This is a genomic window from Pseudomonas lini, assembly GCF_030812475.1.
Classification (GTDB): domain Bacteria; phylum Pseudomonadota; class Gammaproteobacteria; order Pseudomonadales; family Pseudomonadaceae; genus Aquipseudomonas; species Aquipseudomonas lini_A.
The window spans coordinates 53,337-75,107 of record NZ_JAUSSR010000009.1 but is presented as its reverse complement, the minus strand read 5'-3'; the positions used below and the strand labels follow the sequence as shown (position 1 = coordinate 75,107).

At 58.9% G+C, this 21,771-nt stretch carries 24 protein-coding genes and 1 pseudogene; 4 read left to right on the top strand and 21 right to left on the bottom strand.

What is annotated here, in order from left to right; translation table 11 throughout:
• Positions 1-55: 55 nt before the first annotated feature.
• Positions 56-180: pseudogene (locus tag J2W17_RS18185) on the bottom strand (MFS transporter); the annotation flags it as partial.
• A 520-nt stretch (positions 181-700) separates the two neighbouring features.
• Here J2W17_RS18185 and J2W17_RS18180 point away from each other — a divergent pair.
• Positions 701-910, top strand: coding sequence for a hypothetical protein (locus J2W17_RS18180; RefSeq protein ID WP_282314828.1), 210 nt, complete (start codon positions 701-703; stop codon positions 908-910).
• Between the two features lie 5 nt (positions 911-915).
• Here the strand turns inward: J2W17_RS18180 and J2W17_RS18175 are convergent, their stop codons facing one another.
• Together J2W17_RS18175 and J2W17_RS18170 are read right to left on the bottom strand one after the other, a co-directional pair.
• Positions 916-1,230 (bottom strand): hypothetical protein, encoded by a 315-nt coding sequence (locus tag J2W17_RS18175; protein ID WP_307336992.1) that lies wholly within the window; start codon positions 1,228-1,230, stop codon positions 916-918.
• Positions 1,231-1,330: 100 nt separating this feature from the next.
• Positions 1,331-1,756, bottom strand: coding sequence for a cell wall hydrolase (locus tag J2W17_RS18170; RefSeq protein ID WP_307336989.1), 426 nt, complete (start codon positions 1,754-1,756; stop codon positions 1,331-1,333).
• An 87-nt stretch (positions 1,757-1,843) separates the two neighbouring features.
• On the opposite strand from J2W17_RS18170, the gene J2W17_RS18165 reads away from it, so the two are divergent.
• Positions 1,844-3,757: an acyltransferase family protein gene (locus J2W17_RS18165; RefSeq protein WP_307336986.1), complete on the top strand. Its 1,914-nt coding sequence runs from the start codon at positions 1,844-1,846 to the stop codon at positions 3,755-3,757.
• A 52-nt stretch (positions 3,758-3,809) separates the two neighbouring features.
• Here J2W17_RS18165 and J2W17_RS18160 read toward each other — a convergent pair whose 3' ends face one another.
• From J2W17_RS18160 to J2W17_RS18120, 9 genes are read right to left on the bottom strand one after another with little or no spacing between them, the layout of a single operon-like run.
• On the bottom strand, positions 3,810-4,049 hold the full coding sequence (locus J2W17_RS18160; RefSeq protein ID WP_307336983.1) for a hypothetical protein: 240 nt from the start codon (positions 4,047-4,049) through the stop codon (positions 3,810-3,812).
• 2 nt (positions 4,050-4,051) lie between these two features.
• Positions 4,052-5,806 carry a hypothetical protein gene (locus J2W17_RS18155; RefSeq protein ID WP_307336981.1) on the bottom strand — a complete coding sequence of 585 codons (1,755 nt, stop codon included), beginning with the start codon at positions 5,804-5,806 and terminating at the stop codon, positions 4,052-4,054.
• 55 nt (positions 5,807-5,861) lie between these two features.
• The gene (locus tag J2W17_RS18150) at positions 5,862-7,178 is read right to left on the bottom strand and encodes a phage head spike fiber domain-containing protein (RefSeq protein WP_307336978.1); all 1,317 of its coding nucleotides are present in this window, start codon (positions 7,176-7,178) and stop codon (positions 5,862-5,864) included.
• On the bottom strand, positions 7,179-8,306 hold the full coding sequence (locus J2W17_RS18145) for a baseplate J/gp47 family protein (protein WP_307336975.1): 1,128 nt from the start codon (positions 8,304-8,306) through the stop codon (positions 7,179-7,181).
• A gap of 1 nt (position 8,307) precedes the next feature.
• Positions 8,308-8,673 (bottom strand): phage tail protein, encoded by a 366-nt coding sequence (locus J2W17_RS18140; protein WP_307336972.1) that lies wholly within the window; start codon positions 8,671-8,673, stop codon positions 8,308-8,310.
• On the bottom strand, positions 8,670-9,248 hold the full coding sequence (locus tag J2W17_RS18135) for a phage baseplate assembly protein V (protein ID WP_307336970.1): 579 nt from the start codon (positions 9,246-9,248) through the stop codon (positions 8,670-8,672). The genes J2W17_RS18140 and J2W17_RS18135 overlap by 4 nt, the downstream gene beginning before the upstream one ends.
• The gene (locus J2W17_RS18130) at positions 9,245-10,360 is read right to left on the bottom strand and encodes a rhs element Vgr protein (RefSeq protein ID WP_307336967.1); all 1,116 of its coding nucleotides are present in this window, start codon (positions 10,358-10,360) and stop codon (positions 9,245-9,247) included. Before J2W17_RS18130 ends, J2W17_RS18135 begins: the two co-directional genes overlap by 4 nt.
• On the bottom strand, positions 10,353-11,336 hold the full coding sequence (locus J2W17_RS18125) for a hypothetical protein (RefSeq protein WP_307336964.1): 984 nt from the start codon (positions 11,334-11,336) through the stop codon (positions 10,353-10,355). Before J2W17_RS18125 ends, J2W17_RS18130 begins: the two co-directional genes overlap by 8 nt.
• A gap of 3 nt (positions 11,337-11,339) precedes the next feature.
• On the bottom strand, positions 11,340-13,454 hold the full coding sequence (locus J2W17_RS18120) for a hypothetical protein (protein WP_307336961.1): 2,115 nt from the start codon (positions 13,452-13,454) through the stop codon (positions 11,340-11,342).
• A gap of 31 nt (positions 13,455-13,485) precedes the next feature.
• Here J2W17_RS18120 and J2W17_RS18115 point away from each other — a divergent pair, with 31 nt between their 5' ends.
• Both J2W17_RS18115 and J2W17_RS18110 read left to right on the top strand, forming a co-directional pair.
• Positions 13,486-13,728, top strand: coding sequence for a hypothetical protein (locus J2W17_RS18115; RefSeq protein ID WP_307336958.1), 243 nt, complete (start codon positions 13,486-13,488; stop codon positions 13,726-13,728).
• Between the two features lie 4 nt (positions 13,729-13,732).
• The gene (locus tag J2W17_RS18110; protein ID WP_307336955.1) at positions 13,733-14,041 is read left to right on the top strand and encodes a hypothetical protein; all 309 of its coding nucleotides are present in this window, start codon (positions 13,733-13,735) and stop codon (positions 14,039-14,041) included.
• On the opposite strand, the gene J2W17_RS18105 is transcribed toward J2W17_RS18110, so the two are convergent.
• From J2W17_RS18105 to J2W17_RS18065, 9 genes are all read right to left on the bottom strand, one after another.
• On the bottom strand, positions 14,031-14,516 hold the full coding sequence (locus J2W17_RS18105; RefSeq protein WP_307336952.1) for a hypothetical protein: 486 nt from the start codon (positions 14,514-14,516) through the stop codon (positions 14,031-14,033). The genes J2W17_RS18110 and J2W17_RS18105 overlap by 11 nt on opposite strands.
• A 2-nt stretch (positions 14,517-14,518) precedes the next feature.
• Positions 14,519-14,665, bottom strand: a complete 147-nt coding sequence (locus J2W17_RS18100) for a hypothetical protein (protein ID WP_307336949.1) — start codon at positions 14,663-14,665, stop codon at positions 14,519-14,521.
• A gap of 35 nt (positions 14,666-14,700) precedes the next feature.
• Positions 14,701-15,108 (bottom strand): hypothetical protein, encoded by a 408-nt coding sequence (locus tag J2W17_RS18095; RefSeq protein ID WP_307336946.1) that lies wholly within the window; start codon positions 15,106-15,108, stop codon positions 14,701-14,703.
• Positions 15,109-15,198: 90 nt separating this feature from the next.
• Positions 15,199-15,624, bottom strand: a complete 426-nt coding sequence (locus J2W17_RS18090; protein ID WP_307336943.1) for a hypothetical protein — start codon at positions 15,622-15,624, stop codon at positions 15,199-15,201.
• A 57-nt stretch (positions 15,625-15,681) separates the two neighbouring features.
• Positions 15,682-17,238: a phage tail protein gene (locus J2W17_RS18085; protein WP_307336940.1), complete on the bottom strand. Its 1,557-nt coding sequence runs from the start codon at positions 17,236-17,238 to the stop codon at positions 15,682-15,684.
• 61 nt (positions 17,239-17,299) lie between these two features.
• Positions 17,300-17,470 (bottom strand): hypothetical protein, encoded by a 171-nt coding sequence (locus tag J2W17_RS18080; protein ID WP_307336938.1) that lies wholly within the window; start codon positions 17,468-17,470, stop codon positions 17,300-17,302.
• An 82-nt stretch (positions 17,471-17,552) separates the two neighbouring features.
• Positions 17,553-20,384, bottom strand: coding sequence for a phage tail protein (locus J2W17_RS18075; RefSeq protein ID WP_307336936.1), 2,832 nt, complete (start codon positions 20,382-20,384; stop codon positions 17,553-17,555).
• Positions 20,377-20,898: a hypothetical protein gene (locus J2W17_RS18070; protein ID WP_307336933.1), complete on the bottom strand. Its 522-nt coding sequence runs from the start codon at positions 20,896-20,898 to the stop codon at positions 20,377-20,379. Before J2W17_RS18070 ends, J2W17_RS18075 begins: the two co-directional genes overlap by 8 nt.
• Positions 20,895-21,770: a hypothetical protein gene (locus J2W17_RS18065; protein ID WP_307336930.1), complete on the bottom strand. Its 876-nt coding sequence runs from the start codon at positions 21,768-21,770 to the stop codon at positions 20,895-20,897. The genes J2W17_RS18070 and J2W17_RS18065 overlap by 4 nt, the downstream gene beginning before the upstream one ends.
• Position 21,771 lies beyond the last annotated feature (1 nt).

The following is a 21,771-nucleotide window of genomic DNA, read 5'->3' as shown; positions in this document are numbered from 1 at the left end:
AAGGTACGCGGCCCGCAGTTCGTCATCCAGGCCGCACTAAAGAATCGAACAGCAGGAGCAGGCCGCCAACGGTAGACCCCAAAGCGAGGGCCAACTGAATCACGGCCACCATCAGGCCGCCGCCGTCCCGGGTAGCGCTTGCGCAATCCAACTCCACCAGCCGACGGGTGCTGCAATAGCACCAATGGAGTGCCGGAATTGGCCAGTCAGGGGGCACCTCTTTAGCTGATGGCGGGATGACAGAGCCGTAATGTGCCTTTGGTCGTTACTGAATTCTCATTCCCTCATCGAATGGCCGCTAGGTAGGCCGGAGCAATCCGCCTGCCAAAAGCCTCTAGGACAAAATCCGGTATTGGTAACACATCCGAAAAATCCACCCAGAGCCAGCCGTTTTGCAGGGGTAAAAACGGCTTAAAATAAAAAAGGGTCGCGAGATAAAATCTCGCAACCCCTTGAATCATATGGTCGGGACGGAGTGATTCGAACACTCGACCCCTAGCACCCCATGCACGCAGTACCTCTGTAAGACCTTGTTAAGTGGCTGTTTTTATTGGCGCTCGCTGCAATCGAATGCCTACAAGAGCTTACAACTGCGTGAGAGAGTCACGCAAAAGTCACGCACCCTTCTCCGGCGTCCTGCCGACCGAACACCAATCCCTTTCCTGCTGCTACGCTTTCCCTCATCAATAGAGGAATCGCCTTGCCGAATTCAGACCTGCTCCCGTCCCTGCTTTTCAAAATCAACGAAAACCAGCTCGCACTTGAGGCTGCCATTCTGGAGCTTTCGAACTGGGTAGAGGCCAGAGGCTCAGCCGACGTCGCCGACAATGTGCGCGGTGCCCTGGACACCATCGACAAGAATGAGGAATTCATCAAGCTGACGCTCGCGGTCCTCATGACGCCAGAGTGACCTGATTAAGGCTGCGCCAGTGATTTCAGCCGCTCTTCAGTGGCAACATCGAAGATGACGTAGAGTTTATCAATGGTCGAATCGTTCAGCGCGCCGGCCGATTCCAGGCCCAGTACAAAGCCCTCAGCCCGGGCGCCCGCCTTTGCCGCAACCATCATCGAATCTGCCCGGGCGATCTGAGCAAGAAGCTTGTCGGCTTCGCGCTCGATCTTTTGGCTCAGCTCTACGTGCTCCACGGCAGCGTCCTCTAGTTCGCCATCCAATACATCACCAGTACAACTACAGAAATCCAGATGGTTACCATCAGGAATGGAAGCCATGCCAGTTGCTTGTCCATATGCAGATGTCAGTCAGTTTAGTGGTCTCAGATCATGGGGTAACTTGACACTACAGACAAGAATTGCACCAGGCCAGCACAAATTACGGCACATCCTTGAAGAAGACGTGATGGCCCAGCTTCAGCGTCTGCTTGGCACCCTTCGCCCAAACCGGCGGCCTCGGCATGGTCGTCGCGTAGTAGTGGGTCGCGCCTCCGGTGGGATCTGTAGTCTTGCCGGCCAGCACCTGGTCAGCGGCAATCTGCGCTTGAGCATACTCACGGAATGGGATCGGCTTCACACCGATCAGGTAAGCGTAGTTCGGATCGTTCTTGTTCCAGCAGCTGAATTGATACGGCTTCTGGCACACGCCAGCATAGCCTTCGCCCCACCACGACTTGGCCTTTCCGTCGTATACCCGGTTGCGGATGGTCCAGGCCACGGCGATCTGGCCGGCCAGGCTTTCGCCGCGAGCCTCGCCCCATAGCGTGCGGGCAAGAATGTCGCGTTCGTTCTCGGTTGCGGTCATAACTTTTCTCCCTACAAAAAAACGAATTCGTCTGTACAATCCGCCCGGCTTTCACTCCCTCCATGGATTTCCGAAGAGTAGGAACTCATGCACAGCAAAAACACTGCCTATAGACCTGACATCGACGGCCTTCGGGCTATTGCCGTCATCCTCGTACTTCTGTTCCATTTCGACTTGGGTGTATCAGGCGGGTTTATTGGGGTTGATGTTTTCTTCGTGATATCCGGGTTTCTGATAACTGAAGTAATTCGCAACGCCGTTGCAAACCATCGGTTCTCGTTTATTGATTTTTATAGCCGTCGATTACTTCGCCTGCACCCGGCGCTGCTGGTGACTGTTGCGGCGTGTCTGTGTGCGGGATTCCTGATCATGGACCCGGCATCATTCAGCAGTCTTGCGCAGTCTGCACAATATTCTATATTTTCCGCATCCAACTTCTACTTCTGGCTGAATCAAGGCTACTTTGACGCGTCCGCGCAAACTCAGCCTTTACTGCATACATGGTCACTCGCCGCTGAATGGCAGTTCTATATTGTTTGGCCGTTCATTGTATGGGCTGCACTCAAGATATCCGACAGATTCCTGCTCGGACTATTGGCAGTTATGACGCTCGTATCGCTGGTCGGCTCGCAGGTTATGCTCTCCTACGACTCGTCAGCGGCATACTTCATGATGCCGTTTCGAGTGTTCGAGCTGTCTCTCGGGGCACTGGTTGTGTTCTTTGTGAGGAATAGAGCAGGCGCCGCACTGGAATCTGGCATTGCAGCCGTAGGCATGATGCTGGTCGTGGGATCTGCTTTCGCGCTTGATGCAAGCTCACCATTTCCCGGCGTGCTTGCGCTGATCCCCTGCCTGGGCGCTGCCGCCTGTATCTATGCCGGACGCTCTCGCGTTGGCGCAATCCTTCGATACGGCCCAATGGTGAAGATCGGCCTCATGTCCTATTCGGTGTACCTGGTGCACTGGCCGATTGCAGTTTTTTACAAATACTATGTTTTCCGAAACATTACGGTTTTCGAGAAAACCATGCTGCTAACAGCATCTATCATTGCAGGCGCTTTACTCTACAGAACAGTAGAGCGACTGTTTATGACGAAGCATGTGAAGCCGGTCGGTCTGACTGCCGTGGCGGCGTCTGTAGCCGTGCTTGCAGTTGGGGCGATGATAGTAGTAGATCACAAGGGCATGTACTCAAGAGTTCCAGCCAGCTATCTTGCCCTCGTGTCCGAGCCAGAAAGCTTCCATATCAACAACTATGGCGGCCATGGCTATGACCTCGACACAACCCTTGGCGACAAAAACGGCCAGCGACTCGCAATAATGGCGGGGGACAGTTTTGCGCTGCAGTACGCAAGCGGCATGGATAAAGCTCTGCAAGAGCGAGGCATCTCCGTCACTGGGGTGTTCCGTCATGGCTGCGTTCTGTCCAAAGAGTACACGCGGATCCTGAACAACGTTCCGCGCCAAGACTGCAAAGATGCTTACCAGACTGCGCTGTCGGCATTGAAAGACAATAACCTGCCATTCATTTTTGCTCAAAGTTGGGAAGGCTATCAAAACATCATCGCGGATCACAACGGTGCGAACAGCCAGGGCAAGGGCCGGCCCTACTCCGCAGTGATAGAAGACTTATTGGTGAAAGCCAGAAACGATATCGGCGAGCGTCAATTTATCCTAATTGGCAGTCAGCCATATATGTTTGGCAAAATGAATATCGCTTCTTGCCTTCTGCGCCCGAGATACGTCACGCAGTGGTGCGAAAAGTATCTGCAATATCCACTTGAAGCCTCGTCAACATATGAAATTAATCAGGTGCTGAAGAAATTCGCGGCAAGCCACCCCAATACTTTCTACTTGGATGCCAGCTCTGCCTTCTGCAAAAACGACAAGTGTGAAACGGTAAGGGATGGGAAAATCCTGTACTCCGACGGGAGTCATCTATCCATAGACGGCTCTCTAATTGCCTCCAAGCGGATATTGGATGACATGCTGAGCAACTGATAGTCATCTCTCGAACAAAAGGCCCCGCTCCGGTGGGGCCTTTGTCTGTGCGCTAAGCGTGAGCGGCCGGGTCGTGGGATTCGAATACTGCAAGTACTCCGTCGATGACTTCCTGCGGGGTGTCCTCAAAGAACTCGATAGTGGCAATGGCGCCATCGTAGCCAGGATGCCACTGGGTGAAGTGCTCGCCAAGCAGGTCGGCGGCGATCAACTCGCGTTCAAATGTCGGGCCGATCAACTTGTCGCATTGCCAAAACTGTTGCACGGGGTTGGTGCCTGAATAAAAGGCCATAATCAGATCCTCGTCACGATGGAGTGGGCGAGCTGGGTGCTGCTGCCGGTGTTGGCCGTCACGCTCCCGTAGATCGAAGCAGTATGGAAGCCCTCGGTCAGATATGCGCCAGCTGGTGTGAGGGAGTTGGAACTGGCGTATGCCATGCCGACGCCGTTTGCCGGGATGTAGGAGGCGCTGATGTTGCCGTATGGCGCGGCATCAACGTAAGCCTGAATCGTGACCGATTGGGTTGCGGTGTTGTTGGTGTATTGTCCTGTAGCCTTGACATCAACCGCTTCATTATCCCAATTCAGGAACAAGATCCTGACGCCTGTGGAAATCTCGCTGTTAGAAGTACCCGAGAAAGACAGTACCCCGCTCGAAGTGACGTTGCCGCCAACTGTGCGGCGATTGAAGTAACTCGCCACCAAACGCGCAGCGGGCCCATCAGCGAACTGTGCGGAACCATTCACGTAGACCATGCCGACCAGGGTGCGAGAGGCGTCACCCGTCTTGATTTCGATCCCAGTCGTGGCATCGACGCTGTGGCCCGTGGCCGAAAACTCCAGCGCGATCGCGGAGCCTGTCCAGTAGGCATAGATGTAGTACAGGGTATTGATACCCATGCCGCCGTTCGTGAGCGTGACGCCGGCCGCAGGGATTTGACGCGGAACGCCAGCAATGACCAGATTGTTGCCGTTGCACGGGGACAGCTTGATCGACGTCGCGTTGACGATGCCGAGGCGGCACTGGCCGTGGCCGACCTGCTGAATCTGCGCTGCGTGCTGGCTTTTGGTGCCCGGTGCTACCTGCATCGCGCCGCCAGTGCTGTCGATCAGGATCCACGAGCCAGCACCGACCGAGCTGTTCCATTGCAGCCAAACATCGCCGGTTGGGACGATCTCGCCGCCCTGGAGCGCGGCATGGTTGCCCCCTACGATTGGCGCCGCGGCAATGACGCCCGGCGCCGGCGTGAACGTACTCGCCGTGGTGTTGGCGTTGGTTGCTTTGATGCAAAGCACCATCTTGTCGGAAAGTTGGGTGATCGCCGGGGTGAAGTTGGCGGCATAAGCGTTCGCGGCGCCGATATCGGTTGCGCCAGTGGTTGCGGCGGTCTGGATGGCCTGGAGCAAGCCGCTCGGCAGCAATGGCGCGCCGCTGTACTGGTTGATGCTGCCCGCGGTGATAGTGGTCTGGCCGAACGCCACGGTTACCACGTACAGACCAATGTAGCCTGCGTCTGGGGACGGAGTGACTTGGCTGCCAGTTGTTGCCGACGCGCCAGCCTTCACCTGAATAGCCGCGGTGCCACGGCGGGCCGTGTTCTGTGCCACGCCATTGTTGCCTGGGCCGCTGTAGGCTTGTGATGGGTTGCTGGCGTTGTAATACGGCAGTACCACCGGGTTTGCATCGAGATCCTGATAGGCAACTTCGACCAGATAGTTGATGGATTGACCGGAAGTAGTTGGCGCTGGGCAGCTCAGGGTGGTCGCGTCAAGCGCGATGCCCTGTTTCACGACCTGATGCGTGGTATCGGCGGCGATGCTGCTGTAAGCCGTACCGTCTACGTTCTGAAGGTTGTAGATCTCGCCAGGGGCCGCCACAACCTGAAGCGAAGCCGGGCCGGTCGGCGCAACAGCAAAGCCATTCGCGACGGTGCCGGTACCGAGCATCGCTGCCGACAGCTTGCTCAGCGCAATCATCACGTTTTTGTTGGTGCCGAGCAGGTCGGTTTCGAGAGGAATAGCTCCCGGGTAAATCGTGACTCGATCCATTGTGTGCTCCATAAAAAAGCCACCAATGAAGGCGGCTATAAAAGTAGGTTGTGGGTCAGCCGGAAATGCGCGTCCACACGACAGTGCCGATAGGCTTCGTCGCGTCGATGGCGGCGTAGATGTCTTCGTCGGTTACATCGCCGCCAGACAGTTGCCCGTAAGCGGATCGGCTTGGAGTCGAGTAAGCGCCGGTAGAGATTCCATAGCCGGACACAAAAGGAAGACCTTGGCCATTGGGTCGGAATGCAGTGACAAAAGCCTGATACGGCAGCAGGATCGAGCCGTAGGATCCGGCCACACCGTAGCCGCCAATGGCGATCGAGCCGGACGGCATGTTGTTCAAAAGGATGTCCGCGGCTCGGGTAACGGGTGCGGTGGAGGTTGTGATGTTCGATGTGGCAACACTTCCAACCTCTACCTGAGCGCCAAACATGTAGAAGGCCGACCCGGCTAGTCCTCCAGAAAACCCAATGAGCCTGATTCTCGGCGCAACCGGCGTGACCGATGGCGTAAAGGTGTAGCTGTATCGAGTCCACACGCCCGGAATAATTGTCACCGTCGTATTAGCAACCGATACTCCGCCATCGTAATAACCCAACTGAAAGCCTGGCACCGAAGCCACCGAATTCACCCACACACTCAATGTATGGGCAACACCAACCACAAGCGGCGCGAGCAACAGTGACGATATTTCGTGAGATGTGGCGCCGGAAAGTGTGAATTTTACTGCCGTCATTCCATCAGGTCCGAGCGTCCCATCGAAACTCTGGGCGGTTCCGGCGCCCCTCACCCAAACTGGGTTCAAGAAATCATTCGACCAGCGCAATAGATTGGTGGCTTCCGATTCCAATAATAACGTTGTGATTCCAGTCACCGGGCTAGTGTCGTATCTGGGAGCGTTTGCCTCCGCCGTTTTGATCCGACCATTCAGGTCACGATACGTCGCTGTGCTTGCCCGGGAAACCGCTACCGCAGCGCCATAACTCCCGACATCTGCAGGCCGTGCCGGCTCAACAATTACCGGCCAGCGCCCCGTCAGATCGTAAAGCACCTGCTCCATGGCGTGCCGCGTGGTCCGCTCCCTGAAGATGTTGACCAGGATACGGTTGCGATAGCTGGCGTCCGTCTGACTCGCGTAGCGGATCAGGTTGTCGCCGAAGAAATCCAGCCCGATCAGATCGAGCCAACCGTCCGTAGCGGATTTGATCCGGGTCTGATCCTTCGCATATAGATAGAGGGTGTAGCCCCAGGCCAGCGCATTGGCATAGCCCCAGAGCAAGGCATCGCGGATCGGGTTGTTGTCGCCGAACCAGCCGGCAGGTAGCAGGTTTTTAAGCCTGCCGAACATGTCCGTGTTATCGCCTGTCGACATTTAAGCCACCGTAATTGTGCCCGGTCGGATGACCTGCTTGTTGGTTGCGGCGAGATCTGCGGTGCTGCCGTTGAGCAGGATGGCCGAGACATTGGTGATCGCCGGACTGACTGCGTAGGCGACCTGTCCAAGTTTTGTGTAAGGCAGGATCTGGCCCAAGCTCAGGCTTGAGATGTAGGCCTGAAGCGCCGCAACCACCTGAGCGACCACGACCGCATGCGACACGGAGGCATCTGTGGTGATGGTCATGCCGACGTTGGCCGTGACCAGAACCGGGCCGAAGATGCCAAAGCGGCTGGTGAATGGCCGGACAGCCTCGACCGCATTGGCAGCAGACGTCAGGAAATCTCCAGAAGGCGCCCCGCTGCCGTCGTCCACCACCGCATAGAAGTAGCCGTAGTTCAGCCCGCCTGCGTAATCTTCATTCTCGGTCAGCGTGTAAGTGACGCCCTGCTGCATCGAGGCCAGGGCGTAGCCGATTGCTGCCTTCGTTCCTTTCGAGAGCGACTGCACCCATAGGATGAAGCGGGCGCGAAACCGCGAGTCAGTCTCTGGGTCGATGCCATTTGCGAAAACATCGGTGTTCGTGACCGTGTCGACGCCGGAGATACTGCCAACGATCACGGTGACCGTACCGACTAGCGCGTTCCCGGCAGCGCCTGCGGTGCTGGCGGTAACCGGGATCGTTGCCGACGCTGTGCCGGCGGGGATCAGGTAGCCGCCAAGTGTGGTGTTATACAGTGGGTTCGTGATGTCGATGGTGACCGCGAACTGCTGCGAACCATCCGTGGAGCCGACCAACGAGCCGATCGGAATCAGCGCGGAGTTGGTTGGTGTGAAGCGCGAGTAGGTGACGCTGCCCGTGGCAAAGCTGGCGGATAGCCGCAGGAAGCCGAAGTCGGCCATCCATGAGTCAAGATCGGCTCCGGACGACGTAGAGGCGCGGGTCGTGGCCAACAGCGTGACGATCAGTTGCTGCAGCCACTGCATCACGCTGGCATTGCTTTCGGTGATGGCCCGCAACAGCGAGCCGATAGTGAAGTCGACAAGCCCGGCCGCGCGGCCTTGAATGGCGGTTACCTGGTCGCGGACCAGCGTGGTGAAGTCTTTGATATTGAGTGATGCCATATCAGCGATTTACCTCAAACGAGAGCGTCACCGGCTCACCCAGGGGCGAATCGGTGTAGCTGATATTGACGGAGAGTGTTTCGTTCGACGGGGTGACGGAAATCACCGGTGCCAGCTTCTTCGATACGCAGTCCTCGAGCAGGATCTGGCCGCGAATCAGCGAGATGATCTCGGGGATATTGGTCAGCGCGCCGACGTAGCGGCCCAGGCCGGCGCCGTATTCGGGGTGAAACAGGTAGTCGCCCGGATTGGTGATGAGCCGGCGCAGGATTCGCTGCTTGCCGCGATCCAGGCCTTCCACTGGTGACAGGCTCCCGGTCGGGGACAACGCAAGGTCGCCCCCGGCGTAGTGATTCAGGTCTTTCATGGCGTAGGCACTCCCGTGTTGCCACTGATGGTGCCGCCCGTATGGATGTGCTCTTTGAGGCTGATGGTCTCGGCCAAGACATCGCCGTCAACCACGACCACGCCGACGGGGTCGGTCACGGTGAGCGTGTGGTCCATCGTGACCGGGCCGCCGGTGAAGTTGTGCTGCGGGGCGTCATAGTTGATGGCGACGCCGGAGTGCAGCGTCACCGTGCCGTCATTGTTGAACTTGAGCAGCGCGCCTGATTCGTGAACCGCCCAGATCTCCCCGGACGGGACCGGCAGCGGCTTGTTCTGGCTGTTCGTGTGCCGCGCTGTGACCTTGCCGAGGTTGGGGTCGGAGGAATCGAAGCTGACCGTGACCTCGTCGCCGATCTGCGGCCCGATCTGGAAGCCCCAGCCATTACCCACACCAGGGCAGTCCAGCGGCAGCCAGTTGGTTTCGCGCTCTTCTGGCTGGATCATCACCTTGACCACCCCGTTGACGGGGTCGTAGCTGGAGATGGTCCCGGTGCGCGGCCCGGTGGTGTTCGATTGGCCGTGTTGATACAGGGCGTTCGTCAGGCCTTCGATCATGGCTGCACCAGGGAGTTGGGGTTGTGGTTCTTCGCCGTCAGGCTCATGGAGTAGCCCGACTCGAAGCTCAAGGAGCGCCGCACCGAGTCGACGTAATAGAGTTGGTCGAAGCCGGAGCCGGTCCCCTCCTGCCGCACGATGGTGTTTGGCATCAGGAAGTTGTCGCCCGGCATCGAGCAGGACATGCGCATCTCGTGGTCGGTGATCTGCTTGTGGATCTTCTGCGCGAGCTGCTGCGCGGCGTACTGATCCAGGCCGTTGCGCTTGATCACGTAGACCTGGCGCTTTGAGGTCGACTGCCCGGGCGAGATGCCCTTGGCCGACCTCGTCGGGTACGTGGCGTTGTAGGTCTTGCCGTCCTTGTACGAAATGACCTGCACGGTGACGCCGCGCGCCAGGGTCAGATCGCGCTCGAAGACGATGTCATCGGAGGTGTTCGACTGCGGACACGCCAATGCGCCAGGCTCAACCCAGCGAATCAGGTATTGATCAGTGGTTTCCGGGTCAAGCGCTGGCTCGTAGTGCAGTTCGTTGCCGGTCACATAGACCTGAAACCCATCCAGCCCGGCGAAGTAGGCCAGCAGGTCCCACTCTGTGCGCTCGTCAGTGACGTGCGCGTGGTCCCACTTGGTGATGCCACCGACTTGCGTCTTGGTCGCCGTCACCACCGGTTTCAGCCCGCGACGCTTGGCCAGCAGCGTGGCCACCTCGCTGGTGGTCATGTTGGCGAACTTCTCGTTGGTCTTGGTATCGATCAGCTTGCTGGTGTAGTCGCGACCGTCCAGGTACACCTCGAACTTGGCCGGACGGACGCTCAACCGGTCCACGGTGCCGATGATCAGCGTGCGCCAGTCCTCGACGTTCTGATCGATCAGCCCGACCGAGATGGAAACCTCGATCGACAGCTGATCACCCCACCACTTGATGGTGTCGTAGGGCGGCGGCAGATCGGACATCGGCAGCAGCACCGAGAAGGTGTCGGCCGAGTAAAACGCGTTGCTTTCTACGTCGAATGAGTAGAACGGCACCTGGGTCCCGTTGACTAGAAGGCGGCCGACTACCTGCCGGACGATCTGCTCTGTCTCAGCCGTGTTCAGATCCAACTTATTCACCTATCGGGATTTTTATCGTTTGGATGCCGTCGAGTTGCGGGTCAACGATGCTGTTGGCGGCGGCGATCTCGGTCCAGCGCGACTGATCGCCGTAACTGTCGGCGGCGACCTTCTGCAGCGTCGAGTTGCTGGTGGTGACGCTGGATGTACCGTTCGCCAGCGGCCCGGCGAGCACGTTCTTCTGTATCCGCTCCAGCACGCTCTGCATCTGGTACAGCGGCGCGAGCTGGGTGAGCGCGGCGCTCTGGCGGAGCACGTTGTTTGCCGCGGTCGATACCGGGTTGCCGGGGATCAGCCCGCCCAGTGTGGTGATGTCGTTGATCGAACCCCCAACTTGCGCGATGACCGACTGCACGACTGCTTGAGCCGCCACCAGAGGCCGAACAACCGTCTGCACCGTGTCTATCGTGGCGTTCGCGAAGCCCTGCACCTGCGACACGGCCTCTTTCACCGCATCAATGCTGGCACTCACCGCGTCAGAGTTGATGATGCCGGCCAGGCCGAGCGACTCGCCGACATCACTATTGATCAGCGCATCCAGCGTGCCGGCCAAGGCGTTGGCCGTGATCGGCGCGTCCAGGCGCGAGACCACCACAAGCTCGATGCTGTAGTTGCGGCGGAAGACGTGCTCAAAGCGTGCATGGAACGACTGGATCAGGACGCTGAAGTAGTAGCCGTCCATGTTAAAGGTAAGTGGCAGACCCTCATCGCGCAGGGTCTCAAGTGCGCTGACTCGTTCTCCCGCGGTAGCGCCGGTCATCCAACCGGACCAGCCGATATTCTCGTAATCCACGCCGAGCACGTCGACGATCCGTCTGCCACCCACCAGCTTGTGTACGACCATCTGCTGTTTGGCGCCGATCGTCACCGACTCTGGAACCTCCAGGCTGGTGAATTCGAAATCCCCGACGATCAAACGAGTGGCGAAGGGATCTCCGCCCGGAGCGAAGTTGTCCAGGAAGCTTGTGAAGCTCATCGGTTATCCCCTTGGGTAGGCTGCGCTCGGGGTCCCAGGCATCAGCATGCTGCGTGATGGGTCAAAGCCCTGCGTCCCTGTCTGAGGCTTGGCCGCTTCCTTGGCCATGCGCTGGATGACGACATCCGTTACCTTCTTGCCGTCGATGTAGAGGTTGATCGGCTGATCGCTGCCGCCGGACGACTTGCCGGGCACCGGAGCCACCAGCGGCGACCACGGCTCGCGTGCTGCGCCCTTGCCCCTGAAGTCGTCCGCGAAGGACGTCTTGGAGATCTGCATCGACGCCGGCAGGATCAGGTTTGCACCAGCGATCAGCGTGTTGAAGATCGTCTGCCAACCGGTCAGGAAGATCAGGGCGAACGACTTGAACGCCCCGCCGATGTCGCCATGGAACAGCTGGATGACGCCGGTCTTGATATCACCCCACATCAACTTCAGCGCACCACTGACTTCCTTCCAGTTGTTCCAGAGCAGGAAGGCGGCAGCGGCGACGCCGATCACTACCAGGCCCACAGGGGTCAGCAGCAGCGTCAGCGGCGACAGGAAGAAGTACAGCGCCGTCCCGATCAGCTTGATTGGCGCCAAAAACGCCATCAGAAAGCCGCGTACAAACCCAGATGCCAGGACAAATCCAGCCATCGCCCTGGCGAAGTCAATTGCAAAGACCAGCAAGTACGTACCGAAGCGCGCAATCGCCGGAATCAGCGGTGCGAGCGCGGTACCGGTGACGAATATCATGGCCTGGCCGAGCAGCCAGAACCCGCGACCGGCCGCAATAATCAGGTTGATCAGGCCGCCGGTGATCAGAAACGCCGAGAGGCCGAGAAGCGCGTAGGTGAAACCCTTCACCTTGCCCTGGTTCTCGCCCATCCAGTGCGCCAGGTCCTTCAGCGCTGGATTGAGCTTATCGAGCACCTTGATAGCCAGCGGCAGCACGACAGCGCCCAGATTGAGCATCAGGTCGCGCCACTTGGCGCCGAACTCCAGCTGTTTGCCGGAGAGCGTGTTCTTGGCGTTTTTATCGAGCTCGTCGATGCCGGCTGCGCCTGCGTTCAACTTCATGTTCTTTTCAATGTTTGCTTGCTGCAAGAACATCGTCGAGTACAGGTTGGAAGCCGTGCGATTGGTGAAGATCGCCCCGATTTCGTTAAGGATTGCCTGTTGGGAGGTGATTCCTTTACTGGCGAAGGCCGGCAGCATGACCTTTTTCATCCACTCGAACGGGTCTTCAACCATCAAATCGGTGCCAGACACAGCGCCGGGCTTGATGTGCTTGATGTTGCCGATCTTGTTGTAGACGACCTTCTTCGGATCGAGCATGCCCAGTCGCATCATCTCCTCGGCAGCGCGGGCGGTGGTGCGCCCTTGCACGAGGTTCTGATAGCCGGACATCAGGCCGGTACCAACCCGGAAACCGCCCATTTCTTGAATCAACGGCTCCATGTTGTAGTAGAACTTGTCGTCCAGCATGCCCTTGGCAGCAACGCCACCCGTCTTGATGAAGTTCAGGTATTCATTGGCGCCAACACGCCCGCCGGTGGCTGTTTGCACCTGCTGGATCATGTTCGCTTGCTTGTTGAAAGCTGCCTCGCTTTTCAGGCCGCCCCGCATCTCGATCACTTTGAGCATGTCCATGAAGGCGCGGTCTTTCATTGCGCCGCCTTCGTCGCCGTAAAGGGCTGTGTTGGCAAACTTCATTTTGGACAGCAGCGGCACGACCATTTGCGCTTCGTGGAAGTCACCAAAGACCGTCTGGGCATCACGCAGCAGGCCAAGGTTTTCGCGAATGGAGGTGCCGTAGGTGTTCATGCCGCTGGCGAATTTCACAGCGTCATTGGTCACCTTGTCGCCCAAGCCGAGAGAGCGGAAACGCTCAACCTCGTTCTGGAATCTCTTCGCTTCGTCGAGCGGCGCCTTGAACATCGCGGCAATGCCGAGGCCGCCGGCGACCATGAGGCCCCCGATAGCGCCTTGCTTACCGATCGATGCCAACTTAGCATTGAGCTTGTCGACATCTTGGCCGGCGGTGGCCAGACTCTTGCTGATCATCAGCATGCCGGCGCTGACGTGGTTGATCAGCGACAGCTTGACGGCGACGGAATACGCCTCAAATGCCATAATTGAAATTCCTATTCGGTGGGTGAATCACATGGCAAATGGTCATCGCACGTATCAGTGGGTCAACGGCCGCATCCAGGACGTTGGCTCTATGCGCCCGATAAGACTGAGGGAGGCGGCGCCGCGACCAGCGAAGAAGGCGGAGCGCCGAACGACAGGCCTGGACGTGCAGACCGCGCTTCTCGTATTCACCTGCAGCAGCCTTGTTATGGTCTTCGCCGGCGGCGCACTTGCCGCGATTCTCTTCACCCTCTACGCAATCTTCATCCGGTGACCACATGAAAAAGGCATTGATGCTTGTGGTGATGGCCGCACTCTCCCCCACTGCAATGGCAGCCGAGCTCAAGCTTGATGGCGAATACGGCTGTGAAGACCAGGGCACCCAGCAATCACGACTGGTACTGATGCAGAACATCATGTCGAGCAACCCGCACTATGTGGCGCAGCGGGCTGAGATGCGCGAATCCCTGGTGAATCTCTCCACCTACATGTGCAAGCCGCTGACAGGTCAGTACCGCGTGTTGAAGCGCGAAGGCATGTACACACAGGTCAAGACCGAGCACGGCCCGATGTGGGTCACGGAGTAACGTCATAACCCAGCGATTTGTGAATCGCCAGACCACCAATCAATCCTGAAACGGTCGCCATCCCCAGCACTCGCCTGATGTACTCCTTGTTGCGAAAGACAGCCGGCCCCATCACTGGACGCGCCGGCATCTTCAGCGTGCCGAACTCGTGATAGACCATCTTCTCGTCCGTTGAACCTATGACGGTCTCAAGCGCGTGCGTGGTGTGGCTGATGCTTTTCTGCATGTCGCCACTGGCGAGCAATGGGGCGTCTGACGGGTAGCCCATCTTCGACTTCTGCGACTCGGTGGAGTCAGCGAGGTCTGCCCAGGCCGGGAACGGGCCAATCCCGGACTGGTAATGGCCGATCTCCCCCTTGGCGGTCGCCTCGATCTTCACTGCGCACTTTTCAAGCCCTGCGCGCAGACTGGCCAGCAATACGACTTCCTGAGCAGCCATGTGCAGCGCAAGGCTGCCCAAGCTCTTGAATTCCATGGTCACTCCTTCTTGTCGAACTGCATGCTCGACCAGTTCCAGATGCCCGAGCCCTCGAATTCCGAGAACAGGATGGAAAAGGCGAAGCGCTCGTAGTCGGTCAACGGTCCGCATTCGAACAAACGATCAAACGGAACCCCGTTTTTCACCAGCCAGCAATCCCGGCGAAACTCGGGGTTCGTTGCTAGTTTTTTGCTGCGGCCTGCTCGGCGCCGAGGCCTTCCTGCAGTGCTTTGGCGTCCGCTTCAGCCTTGGCGGTCTCGTACTTCTTGAGGAAGTGTTCGTTGATGGCGTTCATGCCCTCCTCGCCCAGCTCGCTCAATACCGCGTCGATCTGCTTCTGCGACTGCGGCAAACCGAAGCCGGTGTCGTCGATGTAGACGACCATGGCGGCCGGCAGCGCGAAACCCGACATGTAGGTCTGGTTGCCAGCCGTGTCGCCGCCTACAGCCATCACAACGCGGCCCTGCTCGAGCGGGCCGAGCTTGCGCAGCTGGATGGTGCGGCCTTTCGAATCCTGGATCGTTTCGAAGCGCGGCTTCTGGTCTACATGAACAGGTGCTGCTGCTTCGTTAACGGTAATTTTAGCCATGGGTAAAACCTCTGGTCAGCGAGTCGTCAAAGGTGCATGGCGTGCGGGGTGACGAGTCCCGCGCCCTGCCGGGCTGCCATGCGAACAGGGTTAAACCTTGAGGCGACGACGGGCGGTGAAGGACATGGACTGACGGATCGTCTTGTCCCCTTCCTTATCGCCGGCGTTGTCGAGGGTGAGAATCACGTTGGTGTAGCGCCAGGTCGTGATGCCGCCGCCGACTTCCTCGATGGTTTCGGTGATGGTTGCCGGGTCGCGATTGACGCCGGCGTAGTAGTCAGCTTCGAACTGCGCCCACCAATCATCGAGCGTCGAATCAATCCGCTCGGCATCAAAGCTACCGGTCCAGCCCTTGGGGATCTGCAATTCATCCGTTTGGCCGTTGAGCGGCACAATTTCGGTGTTGCTCACCTTCGGCTTGGACTTGAAGTTCATGATCTTGCCGAGCCGCAGAGGCCCGGTCGGGGTGTTGATGTCGACCGAGACATCCTTACCCGTGTTGTATCCACCTTGCATGGCGTTCTCCAAATGAAAAACCCGGCGCTAGGCCGGGCTGGATGGTGGTTTCAGCGCTTAAGTGCGCGGGGTAGCGGATGCGACGATCGATACCGCCTGGCCGCCTTCCAAATTCACCAGGAAGTATCGAATCACGGACAGATATTTGACCTGCACGTCAGCCTGCATATAACCCAGGGCAACCCGTGCATCAGGGTTGTTCGCCTTGTCGAGCTGCACCGAGAACGCCGGGCCGCCGTTGACGTCGCCGATCATTCCTTGGTCGACGAGGGTCTGTAGGAAGCTTTCCATGGTCGACTTCGTTTCACGGCGCACATCCGGCGTCTGAAGTCGGCCAATGGTCCCGCCGAAGCTCGCCGCCAAGGTCAGCGCGATGAAGTTGGTCATCCGGGTGTAGTTGTCGCCGTTCACCGCGGCATTGCTGGAGCAGTTCAAGCCGGAGCGGTGGCCGAAGTAGCTGCCACCCGGGCAAGGGTTGGTGATGACGTCCAGGCGCGCGGTGTTGATCGCGCCAATCTCGGGAATGCTGTACGGCTGCTGCGTCAGGTTGCGCTGAGTCGATACCGCGTTGGTGATCGGCTTGTTCAGTGCGCTCTGGTTCGGCGACTGCGAGGCGATCTTGGCGGCCGCGAAGGTCGCCGGGGCGATCATGCGCTGCTGGCCGTTCACTTGGTCCTGCCAGTACACCCAGTCGCCAACCATCACCTTCAGCGCGTAGCTGTCACAGCCGGCGGTGGTCAGCGCGGAGGAAACGGTGACGTAGGACGCACCTGCTGCCCCCTGGGAGATCATGTAGCAGCCTTCGGACAAGCCGTAGGTGAGCATGGTCGGCCATTGGGTGCCGTCGGTGACATCCACCAGGTTTGCGACTTGGGCGCCGCTGCCGCGCAAGGCGTACATGCCTTTGCGGGTTGCGCCGGTCACGCCATCGACACCGATCAGAACCGCGTCAGTGATGGTGGTGTTGCCGGAGGTGCCGGCGGCAAACACAACGGTCTGACCCAAGGCCACCGGTGCGAGCGTGGTCGCGCCAACCGTGGCGACTACCAGCTGCGAAGGACCGCGAATGCCCGACTGGCCGTTGTTCACGGCGCTGACGATGTTCGTCCACAACGCAAGGCCGGAGCCGATGATGTTGTCGAACACTTCAGGCGCGATGCCCGGCAGCGAGATGATCAGCTTCCAGCTTGCAGCGGCCGAGCCAGCCGACAGCGTGGCGCTGAGCTGGTTGCCCAGCGTGCCGGTGTAGCGCGCCGTCAACGTGGCTCCGGTAGCCGCCGCAGTGTCCTTCAGCGCCGAGGTGGCCGCAGTGTCGGTGCCATCGGTCACCCGGACAGCCCGGATGTTCGAGGCGCCGCCCTGGATCGAGACAGCGATCGCGGTGCACAGGTCGTACTTGCGCACGACTTGGGTGCCGAATTGCTGCGAGGCGTCGCCAGGTGAGCCAATCAGGGTGGCCGCGCCTACCGGGCCCCAGTCAGCTACGCCGACGATGCCGAGGATGTCGGTAGCCACGCCGTTGATGTAGCGGGTTTTCGGTGGCTGGATCTGAATGTACAAATCCGGGGCTGTGAGCGCCGCCGTGTTCAAGCTGCCTGCCGGGTAAATGGGCATGGCGTCCTCCTAATGAAAAAACCGCCTCGATGGGCGGTTTCTTGTGTGTGGGTTTCGCCTGTTAGGCGTTGGCGACTTTCAGGACGTTGCCCGCGCACTCGCCGGCCAGAACGGCGGCGACTTCATCGGGATTCGTAATCTCATGGCCGACTTGGTAATCAGCAAAGGCGAATTTCACAATCAGCTTGTAGGGCGAGGTTTTTGCCTTCGCCGGCTTGGTTTCGGAGTCCATGTCGGGCCTCAAGGGTTCACGCGATTATGGGAAGCCCGCAGGCTTGGAGGATTACATGACCAAGGCCGTGGCCCAGGGCACGTTAAGCGAGTGGCTGGCGGGAGAAGATGCTTGCGCCCGGCCCCAGTTCTTTGAGCAGGATGTACATGGAGAGCCCGCGCATGATTTCGCCCGCCCAGAAGCCGAAGAACATTCCGTTATCAGTGCCCAGACGAACCGCCGGGGACCAACTTCCATTCATTGGCTGGCCTGGCACCGGAGTCACCACGTAGTTGTTTTGCAGCTCTGTCACGCAGGCTTCAATCAACTCATCCAGCTTTGGATGCTGACAACCCGCCATGGCCGCCATGCACGATCCGGCGAGCCATAGCCCGGTCATATGCCCCGTGAAGTCGTCCGGCAACGGTTGCGGCACGCTGGTCATGGGGAAATCGGTCGGTAGCACGCCGTTGTGCTGGCTTTGAAAGTCGGCCAGCCATCCGATCCAGTTTTCAACGTAGGTCTTCAGCTTCACAGGCACGGCATGACCCTGCTCGACCAACTCCTGCCAAGCTCGGCACGCACCCTGGAAAGCGCGCGGTTGATAACCTGACCAGGCAGTGCCATCACCCCAGTGATACATGGTGAAGGTGTCGGGCGCGCCGTACTTGTAGTTGTCCCAACGGTTCCAGATGTAGGCACTCGCCCCCGGACCCAGTTCACCAAAGCGGGTGAAGTACCACTGCTGCGAGTCGTACAGGAAGTCGATCATGTTGCCCAGGTGCCGCGAATACTGGACGGGTTCCAGGCAATAGATAAACGGATACTGATAGCCCGGGTACGGCATGCCATGCCACGCGCCGATCTGCGTTGAGCCTTCTTCGTAGATGTTCGAGAAGGGGATCAGCCCCGGCGTGTAGGCCAGAGAATCATCGCGGTAGCCGGTCACGGTGCAATCGCCAAGCAGAGCCAGGAACGGATCTCCACCACTGACCGTCAGGCGGTATTTCAGCGTGTAGCCGTCGTCCTCGGCGAAGGCCGGCGGCAGGTCGTTGATGCAGTAATACTCAAACGTCAGATTGGTGTCCGAGGAGTCCATCAGAATGCTGAATTCCTCGATTTCCGAATAGACCGGCGCCTCTGGGTCCGGACGACCTTCAGCGTCTGGCTGATAACCAGACAGCGTGGCGTCTCCCGGGAGGATCGCTAATGTCACGAAAGCGCCAGCTGTCGGCGGCAGCATCCACCACCAACGCCAGCCGTTGTCGTCCGCGAATCGCAGATTGAAATAGCCGTCGGCCCGATAGGTGATGCTGTGCATCGGCGCCTTTTCACCTTCCAACAGGTAGTGACCGATCGAGTACCAACCACTGTCATCCGGGAAGAATGAACTCACCACCGTGCCTGCGCGCCCGGCAAAAATGACCGGCTCATAGTTTTCCACAGAGACGATATCGTTAGAGTTCGACACGGCGCGGAGGTCGGCCATGATGTACTCGCTGCCGTCGTCCTTCTCCATGCGGGTGAACTGCGACAGCGGTATGTCATGCGTCACCACGGCGCCGGAGACTGACTTAGGCGGCGTGCAGGCGTACTTGATCCCGCTGCCCTCAGATTTGTCTTCTGAAATAGTGATCTCAATCTTGGCCGCAAGCGGGCCGCCATTGCTGTCCAGGCCACCATAGGCAGTGCGTATCAGCGAATCCTTAGTGACGCGAAACCACACCGATTGCTGCTCGAGCGACACGCTGCCAGGCTCATCACAGTCGATAGTGATGTACCCGCTGGCATCGCGCCCGTAAGTGACTTCTACGGTGCTTGGGTAGACGAAATCGTATGAAATGCCATCGGTGAACGGCGTGGTCGCCTCGATTGACTGACGAAAAAATTTATCCACCGAGTCGATTTGTGTGTATTCGTGCGCGGTGAATAGGCACGAATCCAGCGCCTTTTTGTAAGACGTCTCACCGGTGATCTTCCACATCAGATAACAGGCGTCGGCGAACCACTCCTCACCGTCGGCCGCGTTACCCATCTGGTTGACGCTGCCCAGCAACGGGACATGCAGCGGGCGGTTGTGCTGCACCGCATTGCGCGGGATCAGATAGCCCCCGTGCTCCACCGGCTGGCGGGTGGCGTAATTAAACTTGTACGAGCCATTGAGCGCGGTGTTTTTCAGCTGAACAGACCCGCGCATCTCTACCGGATGCCCTTCCGACAGCACGTCGCCATCCCAGTTTATCTTTTGCCCGGTGTGGGCAATGATCCAATCCACGTCGTACTGCGCGCCAGCATTGTCCCAGTCAGCGGACCCGTCTGGCTTGAATCCCTGAACAGACGCGTTGATCGCTTCCCAGGCCAGCACGCCGTCGAAGGCAAAGGTTGCCTTGTCCAGGTATTCGCCCCAATGCGGCGCGCCGTGCGGAATCAGCGTGAAGCCGTTGGTGAAGGTAAAAGGGACACCCTTGAAGCCGCTGTGCGTTGGCGAAACAGGATCAACAGGCCAGTTGGAAAGGACCGGCTCTTTCGAGTTCACGATCCAGTTGGCAATCCAGCGCGAAGGCGTCTCAGGGATCGGCTGGCCTGCATAGAAATACTGTAGGTACGCATCCCAGTGCCAGCGCGCGGCTTCCAGATACTCAGGCTTTTGAGTGGCCAGGTACGCATAGGCATAGCCGATGATGTGCAGCGCCTGACCTTCAGTCGTGCCGTCACCATTGGGCTGGTACTCCATCTGCGAGTGCGCGATGAAATGCCGGTTGTTGGACAGCACGCCCTGCGTGTTTTGCACGTAGTGCTGCACCGTAGCGTCGGTAGTGTCGCCGGTGTTGCTCACCAGAAAGCGATGGTGGCCCTCGATCATGGACATGGCATTAACCACGCCCGGGGCGTTGCCGCTGACCACGCGCCGACTGTTCAAGGTGGTGTTAAACATTGAACCAGCCCCCATCCACCATGCCGCGCCACTTGCTGGTCACCGGATCCGAGACCAACGTGACCATGTCGGACATCCCTTGCACGTAAGCCAGCACTGGCGGGCGATTGAACTGCCACACAACGTTGCTGGGCCAGGTGACTTTGTTCGCACCGGTGCCTTGGCGCAGCGTCAGCGTTATGGCCGACTGAAAGCCTGCCGGTACTTGTTCATTGAGCAAGCTCAGCACACACACGGGCGCGGTCAGCGTGATATCGAACGCAGATACCCGGCGGGCAGTCTCGATATCCAGAGCCTGCGCCACTCCGGCGGCTTCAATGGTTTCGACAACAGGTAGCAGTACACCGCCCATAGCCTCTAATACGATTTCGCCAAGCCCGGACAGTGTTGGTATGTCGCCAGAATCTGTGGGGACCCGATCAGTCTTGGAGCCATGGTGAAACAGGTGCCACGCGGCCCCGAGGGCCTGCAGCTTGGCAATTTCGACTGCTTGCAGCTCGCTCAGATAGCTCATAGGGTCCCCAAGAATTCTGCTAGTTCGACATTGGTGAAATGGTGCGCGAGAGCCACAGAGCGCTTAAATTCGTCGAATTCGAGCATGCTTTCGTCGATATCCAGCGTCGGCGCGATGATCTCGGTGGCCTGCTGGATCTGCGTAGTGGCGTAGTCGACGGTGTAGAACAGGTCCATCCGGTAGAGATCGGCCTTCTGTAGCTGGTCGGTCATCAGCGAATCGGAGGAGCGGATGATTCCGGTTGATCCGTCGAGAAACGCGATGTTGTTGCCGTCGGACAGTGCCGAATCGATCGGATCGGCCACTGCGGCGCGCGCTTCCGGGGAATTGGCCCAGATGATGATCTGCACCGCCTGTTCCTGGCGCTTCGTTTCCTTGATTGCGGTACCGAAGCCACCCACAAGGGCGATGAGGCCGTGTGCGCCCGTGATGGTGATGACCGGGCCAACGCTTGAGGCGCCGGGCACCATCGAGGCGAGCGCCGTAGCAGCACTCGTCAGGGTGTCCGTGATCTGCATCGCGTAGATGTAGTTGACGCCGTTCAGCTTGATCAGCAGGTTCTGCTTGCTGATGGTGCCGGACAGCGTCACGACCGAGCCTTCGACGGTCATCACGACCGTGTGCGTCGGGCTTTGCAGTGGTTCCCAGCCGCGACCGATGTTGCGCGTGGTCTTGCGGTCCTTGCCGTGCGGGTAGACGCTGATATGCGACCAGCCCGCTGCAAGGTCCTCCTCAAGTACGTTCGGAATCGGCCAGCCAGGGTAAACCCGGATCGGGATACCGGCAGCGCTGGGCTGTCCCGTCCCGTTCGGGTAGGCGATCGCCGCAACCTGCGCCGCAACCTGCTTCATTACGTCGGTTAGGCTCGCCATC

What these genes read in the sequence shown, in the direction of transcription:
- J2W17_RS18115 (WP_307336958.1), top strand. Translation starts at nt 13,486, where the DNA reads ATGGCAAATGGTCATCGCACGTATCAGTGGGTCAACGGCCGCATCCAG.
- J2W17_RS18155 (WP_307336981.1), bottom strand. Translation starts at nt 5,806, where the DNA reads ATGGATCGAGTCACGATTTACCCGGGAGCTATTCCTCTCGAAACCGAC.
- J2W17_RS18170 (WP_307336989.1), bottom strand. Translation starts at nt 1,756, where the DNA reads ATGACCGCAACCGAGAACGAACGCGACATTCTTGCCCGCACGCTATGG.
- J2W17_RS18080 (WP_307336938.1), bottom strand. Translation starts at nt 17,470, where the DNA reads ATGGACTCCGAAACCAAGCCGGCGAAGGCAAAAACCTCGCCCTACAAG.
- J2W17_RS18120 (WP_307336961.1), bottom strand. Translation starts at nt 13,454, where the DNA reads ATGGCATTTGAGGCGTATTCCGTCGCCGTCAAGCTGTCGCTGATCAAC.
- J2W17_RS18090 (WP_307336943.1), bottom strand. Translation starts at nt 15,624, where the DNA reads ATGCAAGGTGGATACAACACGGGTAAGGATGTCTCGGTCGACATCAAC.
- J2W17_RS18165 (WP_307336986.1), top strand. Translation starts at nt 1,844, where the DNA reads ATGCACAGCAAAAACACTGCCTATAGACCTGACATCGACGGCCTTCGG.
- J2W17_RS18135 (WP_307336970.1), bottom strand. Translation starts at nt 9,248, where the DNA reads ATGATCGAAGGCCTGACGAACGCCCTGTATCAACACGGCCAATCGAAC.
- J2W17_RS18175 (WP_307336992.1), bottom strand. Translation starts at nt 1,230, where the DNA reads ATGGCTTCCATTCCTGATGGTAACCATCTGGATTTCTGTAGTTGTACT.
- J2W17_RS18125 (WP_307336964.1), bottom strand. Translation starts at nt 11,336, where the DNA reads ATGAGCTTCACAAGCTTCCTGGACAACTTCGCTCCGGGCGGAGATCCC.
- J2W17_RS18110 (WP_307336955.1), top strand. Translation starts at nt 13,733, where the DNA reads ATGAAAAAGGCATTGATGCTTGTGGTGATGGCCGCACTCTCCCCCACT.
- J2W17_RS18075 (WP_307336936.1), bottom strand. Translation starts at nt 20,384, where the DNA reads ATGTTTAACACCACCTTGAACAGTCGGCGCGTGGTCAGCGGCAACGCC.
- J2W17_RS18085 (WP_307336940.1), bottom strand. Translation starts at nt 17,238, where the DNA reads ATGCCCATTTACCCGGCAGGCAGCTTGAACACGGCGGCGCTCACAGCC.
- J2W17_RS18070 (WP_307336933.1), bottom strand. Translation starts at nt 20,898, where the DNA reads ATGAGCTATCTGAGCGAGCTGCAAGCAGTCGAAATTGCCAAGCTGCAG.
- J2W17_RS18095 (WP_307336946.1), bottom strand. Translation starts at nt 15,108, where the DNA reads ATGGCTAAAATTACCGTTAACGAAGCAGCAGCACCTGTTCATGTAGAC.
- J2W17_RS18140 (WP_307336972.1), bottom strand. Translation starts at nt 8,673, where the DNA reads ATGAAAGACCTGAATCACTACGCCGGGGGCGACCTTGCGTTGTCCCCG.
- J2W17_RS18065 (WP_307336930.1), bottom strand. Translation starts at nt 21,770, where the DNA reads ATGGCGAGCCTAACCGACGTAATGAAGCAGGTTGCGGCGCAGGTTGCG.
- J2W17_RS18150 (WP_307336978.1), bottom strand. Translation starts at nt 7,178, where the DNA reads ATGTCGACAGGCGATAACACGGACATGTTCGGCAGGCTTAAAAACCTG.
- J2W17_RS18105 (WP_307336952.1), bottom strand. Translation starts at nt 14,516, where the DNA reads ATGGAATTCAAGAGCTTGGGCAGCCTTGCGCTGCACATGGCTGCTCAG.
- J2W17_RS18160 (WP_307336983.1), bottom strand. Translation starts at nt 4,049, where the DNA reads ATGGCCTTTTATTCAGGCACCAACCCCGTGCAACAGTTTTGGCAATGC.
- J2W17_RS18145 (WP_307336975.1), bottom strand. Translation starts at nt 8,306, where the DNA reads ATGGCATCACTCAATATCAAAGACTTCACCACGCTGGTCCGCGACCAG.